Source organism: Ensifer sp. VA4, assembly GCF_055710065.1.
Genome location: NZ_JBVQPO010000003.1, coordinates 195,150 through 208,230, shown reverse-complemented (window position 1 = coordinate 208,230; position 13,081 = coordinate 195,150). Strand labels below are relative to the sequence as shown.

General features: G+C 61.6%; 13 protein-coding genes. 10 read left to right on the top strand and 3 right to left on the bottom strand.

What is annotated here, in order from left to right; all coding sequences use genetic code 11:
- The first annotated feature begins 1 nt into the window (after position 1).
- The 3 genes from AC0C6X_RS06160 to AC0C6X_RS06150 all read left to right on the top strand — a co-directional run bounded on the left by AC0C6X_RS06160 (position 2) and on the right by AC0C6X_RS06150 (position 2,451).
- Positions 2 to 1,186, top strand: coding sequence for an acetate/propionate family kinase (locus AC0C6X_RS06160; RefSeq protein ID WP_173518580.1), 1,185 nt, complete (start codon positions 2 to 4; stop codon positions 1,184 to 1,186).
- Positions 1,187 to 1,203: 17 nt separating this feature from the next.
- Positions 1,204 to 1,989: an enoyl-ACP reductase FabI gene (gene fabI / locus AC0C6X_RS06155; RefSeq protein WP_173518579.1), complete on the top strand. Its 786-nt coding sequence runs from the start codon at positions 1,204 to 1,206 to the stop codon at positions 1,987 to 1,989.
- A 159-nt stretch (positions 1,990 to 2,148) separates the two neighbouring features.
- Positions 2,149 to 2,451: a DUF982 domain-containing protein gene (locus AC0C6X_RS06150; protein WP_472952239.1), complete on the top strand. Its 303-nt coding sequence runs from the start codon at positions 2,149 to 2,151 to the stop codon at positions 2,449 to 2,451.
- A 407-nt stretch (positions 2,452 to 2,858) separates the two neighbouring features.
- On the opposite strand, the gene AC0C6X_RS06145 is transcribed toward AC0C6X_RS06150, so the two are convergent.
- Together AC0C6X_RS06145 and AC0C6X_RS06140 are read right to left on the bottom strand one after the other, a co-directional pair.
- On the bottom strand, positions 2,859 to 3,365 hold the full coding sequence (locus AC0C6X_RS06145; RefSeq protein ID WP_472952238.1) for an Hsp20/alpha crystallin family protein: 507 nt from the start codon (positions 3,363 to 3,365) through the stop codon (positions 2,859 to 2,861).
- 93 nt (positions 3,366 to 3,458) lie between these two features.
- Positions 3,459 to 3,920 carry an Hsp20 family protein gene (locus AC0C6X_RS06140; protein WP_472952237.1) on the bottom strand — a complete coding sequence of 154 codons (462 nt, stop codon included), beginning with the start codon at positions 3,918 to 3,920 and terminating at the stop codon, positions 3,459 to 3,461.
- Positions 3,921 to 4,283: 363 nt separating this feature from the next.
- Here AC0C6X_RS06140 and AC0C6X_RS06135 point away from each other — a divergent pair, with 363 nt between their 5' ends.
- The 4 genes from AC0C6X_RS06135 to AC0C6X_RS06120 all read left to right on the top strand — a co-directional run bounded on the left by AC0C6X_RS06135 (position 4,284) and on the right by AC0C6X_RS06120 (position 7,164).
- Positions 4,284 to 4,598: a co-chaperone GroES gene (locus AC0C6X_RS06135; RefSeq protein WP_247959632.1), complete on the top strand. Its 315-nt coding sequence runs from the start codon at positions 4,284 to 4,286 to the stop codon at positions 4,596 to 4,598.
- 55 nt (positions 4,599 to 4,653) lie between these two features.
- The gene (groL, locus tag AC0C6X_RS06130; RefSeq protein WP_173518574.1) at positions 4,654 to 6,282 is read left to right on the top strand and encodes a chaperonin GroEL; all 1,629 of its coding nucleotides are present in this window, start codon (positions 4,654 to 4,656) and stop codon (positions 6,280 to 6,282) included.
- Positions 6,283 to 6,502: 220 nt separating this feature from the next.
- Positions 6,503 to 6,814, top strand: coding sequence for a DUF982 domain-containing protein (locus AC0C6X_RS06125; protein WP_173520109.1), 312 nt, complete (start codon positions 6,503 to 6,505; stop codon positions 6,812 to 6,814).
- 20 nt (positions 6,815 to 6,834) lie between these two features.
- Complete coding sequence (locus AC0C6X_RS06120) at positions 6,835 to 7,164, top strand: DUF982 domain-containing protein (protein WP_173518573.1); 330 nt, start codon at positions 6,835 to 6,837, stop codon at positions 7,162 to 7,164.
- Between the two features lie 297 nt (positions 7,165 to 7,461).
- Here AC0C6X_RS06120 and AC0C6X_RS06115 read toward each other — a convergent pair whose 3' ends face one another.
- Positions 7,462 to 8,544 (bottom strand): LacI family DNA-binding transcriptional regulator, encoded by a 1,083-nt coding sequence (locus AC0C6X_RS06115; protein WP_472952236.1) that lies wholly within the window; start codon positions 8,542 to 8,544, stop codon positions 7,462 to 7,464.
- 115 nt (positions 8,545 to 8,659) lie between these two features.
- Here AC0C6X_RS06115 and bglB point away from each other — a divergent pair, with 115 nt between their 5' ends.
- The 3 genes from bglB to AC0C6X_RS06100 are packed head-to-tail and all read left to right on the top strand — an operon-like array spanning position 8,660 to position 13,076.
- Positions 8,660 to 9,760 (top strand): beta-galactosidase BglB, encoded by a 1,101-nt coding sequence (bglB, locus tag AC0C6X_RS06110; protein ID WP_472952235.1) that lies wholly within the window; start codon positions 8,660 to 8,662, stop codon positions 9,758 to 9,760.
- A complete protein-coding gene (gene kduI / locus AC0C6X_RS06105; RefSeq protein WP_173518570.1) occupies positions 9,757 to 10,593 on the top strand; it encodes a 5-dehydro-4-deoxy-D-glucuronate isomerase in 837 nt (278 codons plus the stop codon). The genes bglB and kduI overlap by 4 nt, the downstream gene beginning before the upstream one ends.
- On the top strand, positions 10,590 to 13,076 hold the full coding sequence (locus AC0C6X_RS06100) for a hypothetical protein (RefSeq protein WP_472952233.1): 2,487 nt from the start codon (positions 10,590 to 10,592) through the stop codon (positions 13,074 to 13,076). Before kduI ends, AC0C6X_RS06100 begins: the two co-directional genes overlap by 4 nt.
- The last annotated feature ends 5 nt before the right edge of the window (positions 13,077 to 13,081 follow it).

The following is a 13,081-nucleotide window of genomic DNA, read 5'->3' as shown; positions in this document are numbered from 1 at the left end:
CATGGACGCGCTTCTCGTCGTCAATGCCGGATCGTCAAGCCTGAAGTTTCAGGTTTTCGAGATCACCGATGCTGGCCTCGAACGCCGGGTGAAGGGGCAGATCGGCGGCATCGGTACGCAACCACGCCTGCAGGCGAAAGCGGCTGATGGAACCGTGCTCGTCGACCGAAGCTATAAAGCCGACGTCGTTGGCGACCTGCCGGCGGCCATTGCAGCGGCGCGGGACTGGCTGTTGACCCTCGAAGGCTTCACGCTGCGTGCAGTCGGCCATCGGGTGGTGCATGGCGGCCCCGACTTTGCCGAGCCGGTGCTGATCGACGCCTCCGTGCTCGAACGCCTTGCGAGCTACCAGGACCTTGCCCCGCTGCACCAGCCGAACAACCTGGCGCCGATCCGCCAGGCGATGGCGATCAATCCGGACGTGCCGCAGGTGGCCTGCTTCGATACCGCTTTCCACCACGGCCACCCGGAAGCGGTGAACTGCTACGCCATGCCGCGCAGCTTCTACGATGACGGCGTCCGGCGCTATGGCTTCCACGGACTTTCCTACGAGTACATCTCGGAGCGCCTGCGCGATGTCGCACCTCAGGTAGCAGACGGCCGCGTCATCGTTGCGCATCTCGGCAGTGGTGCGTCGATGTGTGCCCTGCGCGATGGACATAGTATCGAGAGCACCATGGGCTTCACCGCGCTCGACGGCTTGCCGATGGGAACGCGGCCTGGCCAGCTCGATCCGGGCGTGGTGCTCTACCTGATCCTACAGCGCGGCATGAGCGCAAAGGCTGTTTCAGATCTGCTCTATCATGAGGCAGGCCTCAAGGGGCTGTCCGGCGTGTCGAACGACATGCGCGATCTTCTAGCAAGCGAGGATCCGCACGCCAAGCTCGCTATCGATCACTTCCTCTATCGCTGCGGGCTCAATGCCGGGATGCTTGCCGCTGCGCTCGGCGGCATCGATGCTTTCGTCTTCACGGCGGGTGTCGGTGAGAACTCCGCCGGAATCCGCGCGCGTATCGCTCAGAACCTCGCCTGGCTCGGCGCCGAACTCGATTCGGCCGCGAACGAGGCGGGTGCCACGCTGATTTCCACGCCTTCAAGCCGCGTCGCGCTCTATGTCATCCCGACCGACGAGGAATTGATGATCGCGCGCCACACGCTGGCACTCCTTAAAACTCGTTCTGCCTGATCCATCGGAGGCAATTCATGTCCATTCCTGTCGCAAAGGCCAAACTACTGGACGGCCGCAAAGGTCTGATCGTCGGCATCGCCAACGATCGGTCGATCGCCTGGGGCTGCGCCCGCGCCTTTCGTGCCTTCGGAGCGGAAGTTGCCGTCACCTATCTGAACGACAAGGCAAAGCCCCATGTGGAGCCCTTGGCGCATGAGATCGAAGCGCCGATTTTCCTGCCGCTCGACGTTGCCGTTCCCGGTCAGATGGAGGCGGTCTTCGAGGAAATCGGCAGGACCTGGGGAGAGCTCGATTTCCTTGTGCACTCGATCGCCTTTTCACCGAAGGATACGCTCGGCGGCCGCGTGGTCGATGTCCCGCGCGAGGGGTTTTTGAAGACCATGGATATATCCTGCTGGTCCTTCATCCGCATGGCCCATCTCGCCGAGCCGCTGATGAAGAACGGCGGCACGCTCTTCACCATGACCTATTACGGCTCACAAGTGGTGGTGGAAAACTACAACATCATGGGCGTCGCCAAGGCGGCCCTCGAAAGCGCGGTCCGCTATCTTGCCTCGGAACTCGGTCCGAAGGGGATTCGCGTCCATGCGATTTCGCCGGGAGCGCTTGCGACCCGCGCCGCCTCCGGTATCCCGGAATTCGACGCGCTGCTCGAAAAGACGAAGGTCAAGTCGCCGTCGCGCGAACTCGTCGACATCGACGATGTCGGCGTTGCCACGGCCTTCCTGGCCCACGATGCCGCCCGGCTGATAACGGGCCAGGTGCTCTATGTCGACGGCGGCTACCACATCGTCGACTAGCGGTCCGCTGTGACCTGCTGTTTTCTCGGGGAAGTCGGGGCGACGGGAGCGCATGCTCGCGTCAAGGCGGCGATACGGTAAGTTCTTGAAATCCGCGCTGATCGGCCCGATATTTTCTTCACTTCTTTTTCATCCGGTTGAATGCGAAAGGAGGACATCATGGTCAACCCGGAATTGGTATGGATGACGTCCGTTACCGTTCAAATGAAGGATGGGACGCGACAGGTCTTCGCTTCTGTCAACGACGTGCTCGATTTCCTTGAAGGCGATTGGAATATCTATCGAGGCAGAAAATACAATCGGGCAGTTCAAACGTGCCGCCGCGCTCTAAATCGAATGACGCCAGTTGCTATTGCGCGCGAGGCGTTCATTGACGCGTGCCGAGATGCGGGCATGTCGACGGCCGCGGATGAACAACTCGGGACGACGACCGGCGCCGGCGGTCACCACTCGCCGGCCTAGAATGGCTCGGGCTGGGCATGCTTACTGCCCCAGCCTTTCGAGTATCCGCCCCGTGCCGCGCCAGCGCGGTTCGCCGTCGCACTTGATAGGTCGTAAGGCCGCGCGGCGATCCATTACGTCAAAATTCGCCTTCGGCTGCCTTTACCCTGTCTGGGGACTAGCGGGGTCCGCCCAGAGGGGCCTTCCTTCGCTGTGCGGTGGATACGCCGATAGTGCAGAGCATTGTTTCGAAAGCCAGCAATTAGGGTCTTCGAGCGTGACAGGCGAATAACGTGACAGGCGAATAATGTGTACTACCGCCCGATCGAATGTCTATCTGTAGCAAGTGGTTACGGCATCGACGTCGTCGCTTCGCACCAGTAACCAGCCGGGCACGTCTCCACCCGGCTGGCATGCGGCGAGCGGTATTATTTGGTGCGATCGATCTTGATCCGCTTGACGTTGGCTCGCGCCTTTTCGGTCTTGGGCAGGGTCACTGCGAGCAGACCGTTCTTGAACGTAGCGGTAACCTTATCCTCATCGACCTGACGACCAACAGCCAGCCGCCGTTCGAAGCGCCCGTAGTAGCGCTCGCTAAAGCGGCGATCCTTGTCCTCGGTCTCCCTTTTGTTTTCGCCGCGAAGCGTAAGCAAACCGTCTTCCAGCAGCACCTCAACGGCGTCTGGATCGGTGCCCGGAACCTCAGCTGTGATCCGGATCTCGTTGTCATTCTCCTCGATCTCCACGTGCGGCCACGCGCCATTGAAGGGCGTATCACCGAACAACGATGGCGAGCCGAAACCGCGGAAGACTTCGTCGAACAGACGGTTGACATTGCGGTGCAGCGACAGGAATGGATCCATGTCATCGCCGCGATACACGTTCGGAACCTGGCTGCTGCCACGGCTCCAAGGGATCAGATCACGTACACTCATGGCTTGACCCTTTCTTCGGTTTCCTTGTCTCCTTTTGTCACCTGCTTCCTCGGTCGTTCGGCAACAACCGAGGATCGAGCAGGGCGCGTAACACTAAGCTGCCTTGTCGCCTTCGATCTGTTTCGAAGCGGGCTTCGTCGGCTCGGCCTGGATGGCGATCCGACGCGGCTTCATCTCCTCAGGGACTTCCTTTTTGAGATTGATGACCAGAAGCCCGTTTTCGAGCTTTGCCCCCTCGACGATGACATGATCGGCGAGTTCAAATCGGCGCGCAAACGGCCTCACAGCGAGGCCCTGGTGCAGGTACTGGACTTGCTCATCCTCCGACTTCGCGCCGTTGACCACGAGCATGTTCGCCTCGTGGGTGATCGTCAGTTCATCCTCGGCAAAACCAGCCACCGCGATGACGATGCGGTATGCGTCTTCGCCGAGTTTGACGATGTTGTAAGGCGGCCAGTTGTCAGCGTTGAGGCTGGCGTTTTCGAGCAGGTCGAACATGCGGTCGAAGCCGATGCTTGACCTGTAGAAGGGGGTAAAGTCGAGATTTGTTCTCATAGCTACATCCTCCGTAGAGCAACATAGATACGAGGGAACGCCAAGAAGCTTGGCGCTCCCTGACCATGCCGACCCCACATGGGCGTCGACAAAAATGATTTGGGGATGCCATTTTACGGCGTCAAGGGGGGAGATAAGCCAAAGTCGAGCGGGATCGCCGTAAAATGGCGCTGTGAATTCATAGTGTTAGCACTCGATAGGAGCGAGTGCTAAAAAACTCGAGCCACCCTCTTGAAACTCGAAAAATCAGAAACCAGATCGTTGTTCGAGCGATGCCGAAAGCATCAGCTCCCCGCGTCGGTTTCGTTCCGAATGCGGCGCGGAGGACCTCTTGAAATTCTCTTTGTCTATGAGGAGACCGACATGATGTTCCGTCCCTTGCATGACCGTATCTTGGTTCGTCGCCTCGAGGCCGAGAAAAAAACGGCCGGCGGCATCATCATCCCAGACACCGCGAAGGAAAAGCCGCAGGAGGGCGAGGTCGTTGCCGCCGGCCCGGGCGCGCGCGACGACAGCGGACAACTGCGACCGCTCGATGTCGAGGTGGGGGATCGCATTCTCTTCGGCAAATGGTCGGGCACCGAGATCAAGCTCGATGGCGAGGATCTCCTGATCATGAAGGAATCCGACGTAATGGGCGTGATCGAGGTCGACACCGCAGCGAGAAACGCGGCCTAATGCCGATCCGGGCCCATGCCAGAAGCGGAATGTCGCATCAGAAAGGAGTAGAAAAATGGCTGCCAAGGAAGTGAGATTCCATTCCGACGCCCGTGAGAAGATGCTGCGCGGCGTCGATATTCTCGCCAATGCCGTCAAGGTCACGCTCGGCCCTAAGGGGCGCAACGTCGTCATCGACAAGTCGTACGGCGCGCCCCGTATCACTAAGGATGGCGTAACCGTTGCCAAAGAAATTGAGCTTGAGGACAAGTTCGAGAACATGGGCGCCCAGATGGTGCGCGAAGTAGCGTCGAAAACCAGTGACGTCGCTGGTGACGGTACCACGACCGCAACAGTCCTCGCGCAGGCGATCGTCAAGGAAGGTGCCAAGGCCGTGGCGTCGGGCATGAACCCGATGGATCTGAAGCGCGGCATCGACAAAGCAGTCGAAGCTCTAGTCGAGGAACTGCGGCGGAACGCCCGCAAAGTCACCAGGAACGACGAAATCGCCCAGGTTGGTACCATCTCAGCCAATGGCGACACCGAGATTGGCCGCTTCCTCGCAGAAGCGATGGAAAAGGTGGGCAACGAAGGGGTGATCACCGTCGAGGAAGCCAAGACCGCGGTGACGGAGTTGGAAGTCGTCGAAGGCATGCAATTCGACCGCGGTTATCTCTCGCCGTATTTCATCACAAACCCCGACAAGATGCGGGTTGAGCTCGAAGAACCCTACGTGCTCATCCATGAGAAGAAACTCTCGAACCTGCAGGCACTGCTTCCGGTCCTCGAAGCGGTTGTTCAGTCCGGAAAACCTCTTCTTATCATCGCCGAGGATGTCGAGGGCGAGGCGCTGGCGACGCTCGTCGTCAACAAGCTGCGCGGCGGCCTGAAAATCGCTGCTGTCAAGGCTCCGGGCTTCGGCGATCGCCGCAAGGCCATGCTCGAAGACATCGCCATCCTGACGGGTGGCACGGTCATCTCCGAAGACCTCGGCATCAAGCTCGAAAACGTCACGCTCAACATGCTTGGCCGTGCCAAGAACGTCGTGGTCGAGAAGGACAACACCACGATCGTCGACGGCGCTGGCTCGAAGAGCGACATTCAGGGCCGTGTCGCCCAGATCAAGGCGCAAATTGAGGAAACCACGTCGGACTACGATCGCGAAAAGCTGCAGGAGCGACTGGCCAAGCTTGCTGGCGGCGTTGCCGTCATCCGCGTCGGCGGTTCGACCGAGGTTGAGGTGAAGGAACGTAAGGACCGCGTCGACGACGCGATGCATGCCACGCGGGCGGCCGTCGAGGAGGGCGTGCTGCCGGGAGGTGGTGTCGCTTTGCTGAGGGCGGTCAAAGCACTGGACAACACCCGGGCCGAGAATGCCGACCAGAGGCACGGCATCGACCTAGTTCGCCGCGCAATCGAGGCGCCGGTGCGCCAGATCGCCGAGAACGCGGGTGCCGAAGGCTCGATCATTGTCGGCAAGCTGCGTGAAAAGACCGAATTTGGTTATGGCTGGAACGCCCAGACCAACGAGTTCGGTGATCTTTATGCTCAGGGCGTGATCGACCCGGTCAAGGTGGTTCGCACCGCGCTGCAGGACGCGGCCTCGATCGCTGGCCTGCTGATTACCACCGAGGCAATGGTCGCCGAGAAGCCGAAGAAGGAGGCGCCCGTGCCGCCGATGCCGGCAGCCGGCATGGACTTCTGACGGAAACGAAACGTGCGCGCCCGATGGGGCGGATAGTCGGTAGCACCGTTGCAAGATGCGCTGCGCCTGATTCTTTGGTGCGGCGGGAGCCGGAATGCCGCCGGCAGCCAGTGGCACGATAACGCTCGATCTGTCTCGCCGGGTCGGATCACTTGCCGGTGACCTGGTAGGTGGTTGGTCAATGCACGACGTCGAATTCAATGTCGCGTGGAGAAGAACGATGAAACTCGATTGCTTTCAACACCCAGTCACAATCCTCGTGGGGCTCGGATTTCCGGCTGAGATCCGCAGCGTGAGAGAGGCCTATGCCTGGCTGCACGAGTGGCCGCCATCGAAGCGAAATGCGAAGCACGCCGTAGCGCTCAATGCTTGCAAAGCAGCACTTGCCGGCGAAATCGATGTCGAGACCGCTCGCGCAACATTTGTCGCCTTCGCGCAACGGGCCAATCTTCTCGCACCAGACGCGGAGGCGATCGTCGCCGGTAGCGAAGTCGGTGCGCGTGCGCAAACCGGAAACAGCAAAACGATGTAACCTTTGGGGCGAAGTAGACGATGAGCGATATTCAGTTTCCCGTTCCAGTGAGACTGCGCCTGAGCTCAACCGGCGAGCGGGTTGTCGCCAATTCCTGGGAAGCACTGGAATGTCTTCGCGACCAGTGGCCCGAAGGCGCGAGAGGGCAAACCTATCGCGCAGCCTATCGGGTCTGCCGCGACGTCCTGGACGGCTGGAGGCAGCCGCACGAAGCAAGGCGCGTATTTGTGAGGGCGGCCCGCCGCGCCGGGCTGCTGGAGGACAAAGCGCTGATTTCCCCATCGAACAACGCGAGATCGAAACGGGGTTGGCGTGCGCAGCGCGCAATTCGATCGACCAGAGGGAGGTAGCGTTATGTGCCCCAGCACCGGCTTCTATTCCCTTCCACTCTCGTCTGATGATCTCGATACGCTCCAACGAATATTGGATCGTGAATTGGAAGCGAGACGCATAGCAAGCGACAGTGACGAAGCGGACATGCTTGCCCGAACGCTGATAGAGCTCTTTCGAACCGGCGTGCGAGGTGAAGATGCGTTGCGCGAAATGGTGAAGGGTGGCGCAGGCAACTAAGACCGTCCTCCGCATTCGCGAGACGAGGTGTGCCATGGATCGAGCGGGCGCCCAGATTGTAAGGACGCACGAAGACCTTAGGCACCTGAGGATCGGCGGGCCAGGGGTCCAATAGACCGAGCGGTGCCGGTAGACGAGCGCTCGACCAAATGACAGGCAAGCTCCACCCGCCGCGGCGGTGCCGGAATGCCAGAGAGTGTGTCGCGCAAAAGGTCGAGTGCGACCGAACCAATCTCGCGCATCGGGATATGCATTGTGGTCAATGGCGGGTTGAGGAACGCCGCTTGTGGCAGGTCGTCCATGCCCATGACGGAGACGTCGCCCGGAACCGAAAAGCCCTTCTGCTGAATGCCCAGCATGGCGCCGACGGCCAAGCTGTCGCCGGCCGCGAGCACCGCGGTGAAATCCAGGCCCCGGTCGCCGATCCGCTGCATGATCGCCTGCATTGCCAGTTCCGGGAGCCAGTCTTCGACGGTGACGAGCATGTCGTCATCGACAGGCAAGCCCTTCGCCAGCAGTCCATCGCGCCAGCCTTCGTACCGCCGCTCGATCGTGCGGCGCCCCGGCCGCATCAGGAACAGGATGCGCTGGTGCCCAAGCTCGATCAGATGGTCGGTCGCAAGCCGCGCGCTCGAGCGATTGCAGGGGGTGACGCTCGATAGTCGCATATATGGGTCGTCGCTGTTCAACAGCACGACCGGCTTGTCGAAACTGCGGGTGGCGGCAAGCATCCCCTCGTCGTCGATCGTGAGAAACAGAAGGCCCGCGACCTGTTCGTCCTCCTCTGCCTCGGCGAGTACCGCCAGTTCTTCGCTCTGGTTCGCGATAGGCCGGGTGACGATTTCTAGGTCGAGCGCCTGGGCCCGCTCCTTCAAGCCTTCCAGCACGTAGTGGGTAAACTGGTTGCGCACATAGTCGATCATCGCAGCGCTCGATGCGGCAACGATGACCTTCTGTCCGGCGACGGCCGTCGGGATCATGTAGTTCGCGTTCTTCGCCGCCTCCAGCACCCGCTGGCGGATTTCCGCGCGCACGCCCTTTTCCCCGGCAAGCGCCCGGGAAGCGGTACTCAAGGAAACACCACAGGCTTCGGCGATATCCTCCAGCCGAACCTTCTTGCTTTTCTTGCCACGCTTGCCCGGCAGCGGTTTTGCGACCATGCGATCCTCCATAGTCGCGATAATGGGAAAAATTTTCATGTTGCGCAAGAAGAAACGTCATGCCTTTATCTCCTCAAGAAGCCGAGGGAAGAGCGGCTTAAGGAGGAGGAGTGCCATGGGCCTCAACGCCCACGATATTCGCATGGGTCTCGATCGCCTTGTCGGCGGCATGACCGGTCTCAAGCACGACGGCCGCTTCGACGAACCGAATCTCGACGGGACAGCGGGCGACTACATCAGTTTCGACAGTTGGGAGTGGCCGCAGGGCGTCGGCCTTTACGGCCTGATCAAGCTCTGGCTGTTTACCGGCCGCGACGACATCCGGGAGCTCATCGAGAGCTGGTACGAAGGGCGCCTTGCCGCCGGCCTTCCGGAGCTCAATGTCAACACGACCGCACCCATGCTCGGCCTCTCGGTGCTCTGGGCTAAAACCGGAAACCCGCGCTGGAAGCCGCTGCTCGACGAGTGGGCGAACCGGGTCGTGAACGAAATGGGCCGGACGCCCGAAGGCGGTTTCGAGCATCACGTCTCCGACAAGGTCAACGACAACGAGCTCTGGGACGACACGCTTTACATGGTCGCCCTCTTCCTCGCTTCCTACGGCCAGGTAAGCGGCCGGCGGGAACTCGTCGACGAGGCGTCACGGCAGTTCCTTGTCCATGCCCGCTATCTCGCCGATACCCAGTCAGGTCTCTGGTTCCACGGCTGGACCTTCGATGGCCGGCACAATTTCGCCCGCGCCCGCTGGGCTCGCGGCAATGCCTGGATCACCGCCGGCATACTCGACCTCTTCGACCTCGCGGAGATCGCCGCTCCGGTCAAGGAGTACCTGCGCGGGGTGCTCGTCACTCAAGTCGAGGCGCTGCTGCCGCTGCAGACGACCTCCGGGGCATGGCGTACGCTGCTCGACGACGCTTCATCTTATGAAGAGATCTCTGCAACGGCTGGCATCGGCTACGGCCTGCTCAAGGGCTACCGCCTCGGTTACGGCACGCCCGCCTGGAGAGCCGCCGGCATGCGTGCGCTTGAGGCGGTAATGCACAACATCGATGAAAGCGGCACTGTGCTCAACGTCTCCTATGGAACGCGCATGGGCCACGACCTGCAATTCTACAAGGACATCCCAATTCAGCCGACCGGCTACGGCCAGGCACTGGCAATCCTGTGCCTCTGCGAGGCCCTGCAGCATGTCGGCGCGGAAGGACAGGCAGCATGACGATGAAGGTTCTCTACGGGGCCAATCCCGAAGACATCAAGGCTTACGACACGGCGCGGCTTCGGCGCGAGTTCCTGATCAGCGACCTCTTTGCCGCTGATACGGTGAACTTCACCTATACCCATGTCGACCGGCTGATCCTCGGCGGCGCGATGCCGAAGACGAAAAGCGTTTCCTTCGGCTCCGGCGCCGATATCGGCACGCCCTATCTGCTTACGGCCCGCGAGATGGGCATTGCCAATCTCGGTGGCACCGGCACGATTACCGTCGACGGCAAGAGCTTCGTGCTCGAAAATCGCGACGTGCTCTATATCGGGCGCGGCGCGAAGGAGATCGTCGTTTCGAGCGAAACCGCCGATAAACCGGCACGCTTCTACATGAACTCCGTGCCCGCCGGCGCCGATCTGCCGCACCGGCTGATCAAGAGGGCGGAAGCAAAGGCGCTGGAGCTTGGCGACGTCAAGCGCTCGAACAAGCGCCGCCTCGTCATGTACATCCATCCGGAAGTCATGCCTTCCTGCCTGCTTTTGATGGGCATTACCGATCTGGCCGAGGGCAGCGCCTGGAACACCATGCCGCCGCATGTGCACGAGCGGCGGATGGAAGCCTATTGCTACTTCGACATGGCCCCCGAGGACCGGATCGTCCACGTGATGGGAGAGCCTGACGAAACGCGGCACCTGATCGTCGCCGACGGTGACGCGGTGCTGTCTCCGGCCTGGTCTATCCACATGGGCGCCGGCACCGGCCCTTACGCCTTCGTCTGGGGTATGACCGGCGAAAACCAGGAATACAACGACGTCACCCCCGTAGCCTTGGCTGAGCTGAAATGAGCGATACGATTTTCCATCTGAAGAAGAGCCTCGTTCCGGGCCAGGCCATCGGCTACTGGCAGCTTGGTGCGATCGCCGAGGAACGCTTCGACGTGCCGGATCAGCCGATGAAGGGCGAAATGGACCCCTTCTTCTTCCTGACCAAACACAAGAATTTCATTCCGCACGAGTATCCCTGCCGGACGATCTTCGCTGAGACCTATCGCGGCAAGCGGCCGGAGGTTCGCGGCGCGTTCGAAGCCACGCGCTGGTGGCTGCCCTTCGGCTCGCCGCGGCTCGATCTCTCCGGTTTCTGGTTCCGGCCGACACGACTTGCGACCTGGGCCCGCACCTCGATCGAGGCAGAAACGGCGGGCACCGCCAAGATCCGCCTCGGCACCTGCGGTGGCGCGGTGCTCTTCCTGAACGGCACCGAGATCGGCTGGATGGCGCCCTATAGCCGCAACCTCGAGGCCAAGGCCGAATTCGAGCTGCCGCTCGACGCCGGTCTCAACGAGGTCACGATCTTCTTCGACGACCTCGCCGAACGCGACGCGCGCTACTTCTTCCAGTTCGATTATCTCTCCGGCCCGGCGGCGCGCGTGGCGCTTCCTGTCCCATGCCCGAGCGAAGCGGCCGCCGACATCGAAGCTGCACTCGACGGCATGCATTTTGACCGTACCGCCTATTTCGAGGGCGACATCACGCTTCTCTTCGCCGCCGCCCTGCCGCTCGACGTGAAGGTCAATGTCGCGGTCGAAGGTGACTTCATGTCGACCGAACGCTTCGACCACGACTTCGTGATGAAGGCCGGCGACAAGAAGTTGACGATCGGCCCATCCGAGGACACCCCGGCGGATTTCCGCCATTTCCGCATCACGCTCAACGCCGACGGCTTCGTCGCCTCGCGCTCGCTCGGTGTCGAGATCTGCCATGCCGGCCGCCAGGGAAAATCTCCCGAAACGCTCGCCGCCCGCATCACCGAGACGCTTGATGAGATTTCCGATTTCTCGGAACGTGACACGGTCCGCGCCTTTGCGCGGCTCGCCAGCGGCCGCGGCGGTGCCGACACGGACGCGATGATCGAGGAGATTCTGCCCTCGATCGAGGATTGCCATGACTGCGCCGACTTCTCGCTGGTACCGCTCATCTGGTCGCGCACCGCCTGGGGCGGCGACATTGGAGAGGCGACCCGCGGCCGCATCGATCAAGCGATCTTGAACTTCCGCTACTGGATGGATGAACCCGGCAACGACGTGCAGTGGTACTTCTCCGAAAACCACGCGCTGCTGTTCCACACCGCGGCCTATCTTGCCGGCCACCTCTTCCCCGAGGCGACCTTCCGCCGCTCGGGCCGCAAGGGAAGCGAGCAGAGCGCCGTTGGTGCTGCCCGCGTTCGCGCCTGGCTCGATCACTTCGAGGCCTGGGAAATGGCGGAATTCAACTCCGCGCCCTATTTCCCGATCGACCTCAAGGGCCTGACGGCGCTCGCCGCACTATCGCCGGATGCCGATATCGCCGACCGCTCCAAGAACGGTATTGTCCGTCTCTGCGAGATCATCGCCCGCTCGGCCCATCATGGCATGGTAACGGCAGCCCAAGGTCGCTCCTACGAGCACACGCTCTGCGCCGGCCGCTCGCTTGAACTTTCGGGCGTTGCCCGCCTGCTCTGGGGCAAGGGCTGGTACGGGCGTCGCGTCCACTCGCTGCCACAGCTTGCCGTCTGCCTGCGTGACCACGGCCTCGTCGTGCCGGAAACACTGGCTGCGGTCGCCTGCCACCAGGACGAGGCTCGCCACCAGGAATGGCGTTTCGCCCAGGGAGAAAACCGCTTTGCTGCGCTTTATCATTACAAGGGCCGCCACTTCGCCATGGGCTCGGCTGCGCATTATCGCTGGAACGAGTGGGGCTACCAGGAAACGGTGTTGCACCTGCGCCTTGGCCAGCGCCCCGAGGCGGCGATCTGGATCAATCATCCGGGCGAAACCATTCAGTTCGGGTACGGCCGGCCATCCTATTGGGGTGGTTGCGGCACCCTCCCTCGTGCCCACCAGTACAGGGGGCTGGCCGTACTCGACTTTGCGACCGTCAGCGAGCAGCCGGATTTCACCCATGCGTGGTTCCCGGTCGCCGAGTTCGACGAAAGCAAGGTCGAGGGCAGGCTGGCGTTGGCGCGCAGCGGCCGCGGCGCCGTTGTCCTGATCGGCGGCAATGAACTGGTCCCGGTTGTCGAGGGCCCATCAGCCAATGCGGAGCTGCACCAGGCCGGACACAGGACGCGCTGGATTGTCCGGGTCTGCGAGGCCACCGATCTCGCCGGCGCGGAAGCCAGATTTGCTGCTCTTGCGGTCGAGGAAGCCGGTAACGGATCTCTTGTCGTCAACGATCCCGACTATGGCCGCGTCGTCTTCCGCCAGGACGGTTCGATCGAAGCGGAAGGGCGCACGATCGCCACCAAGGATTTCACCGTTGCCGGCGAGGCGACCATGCTCGCCGCCCGGTAACGGTA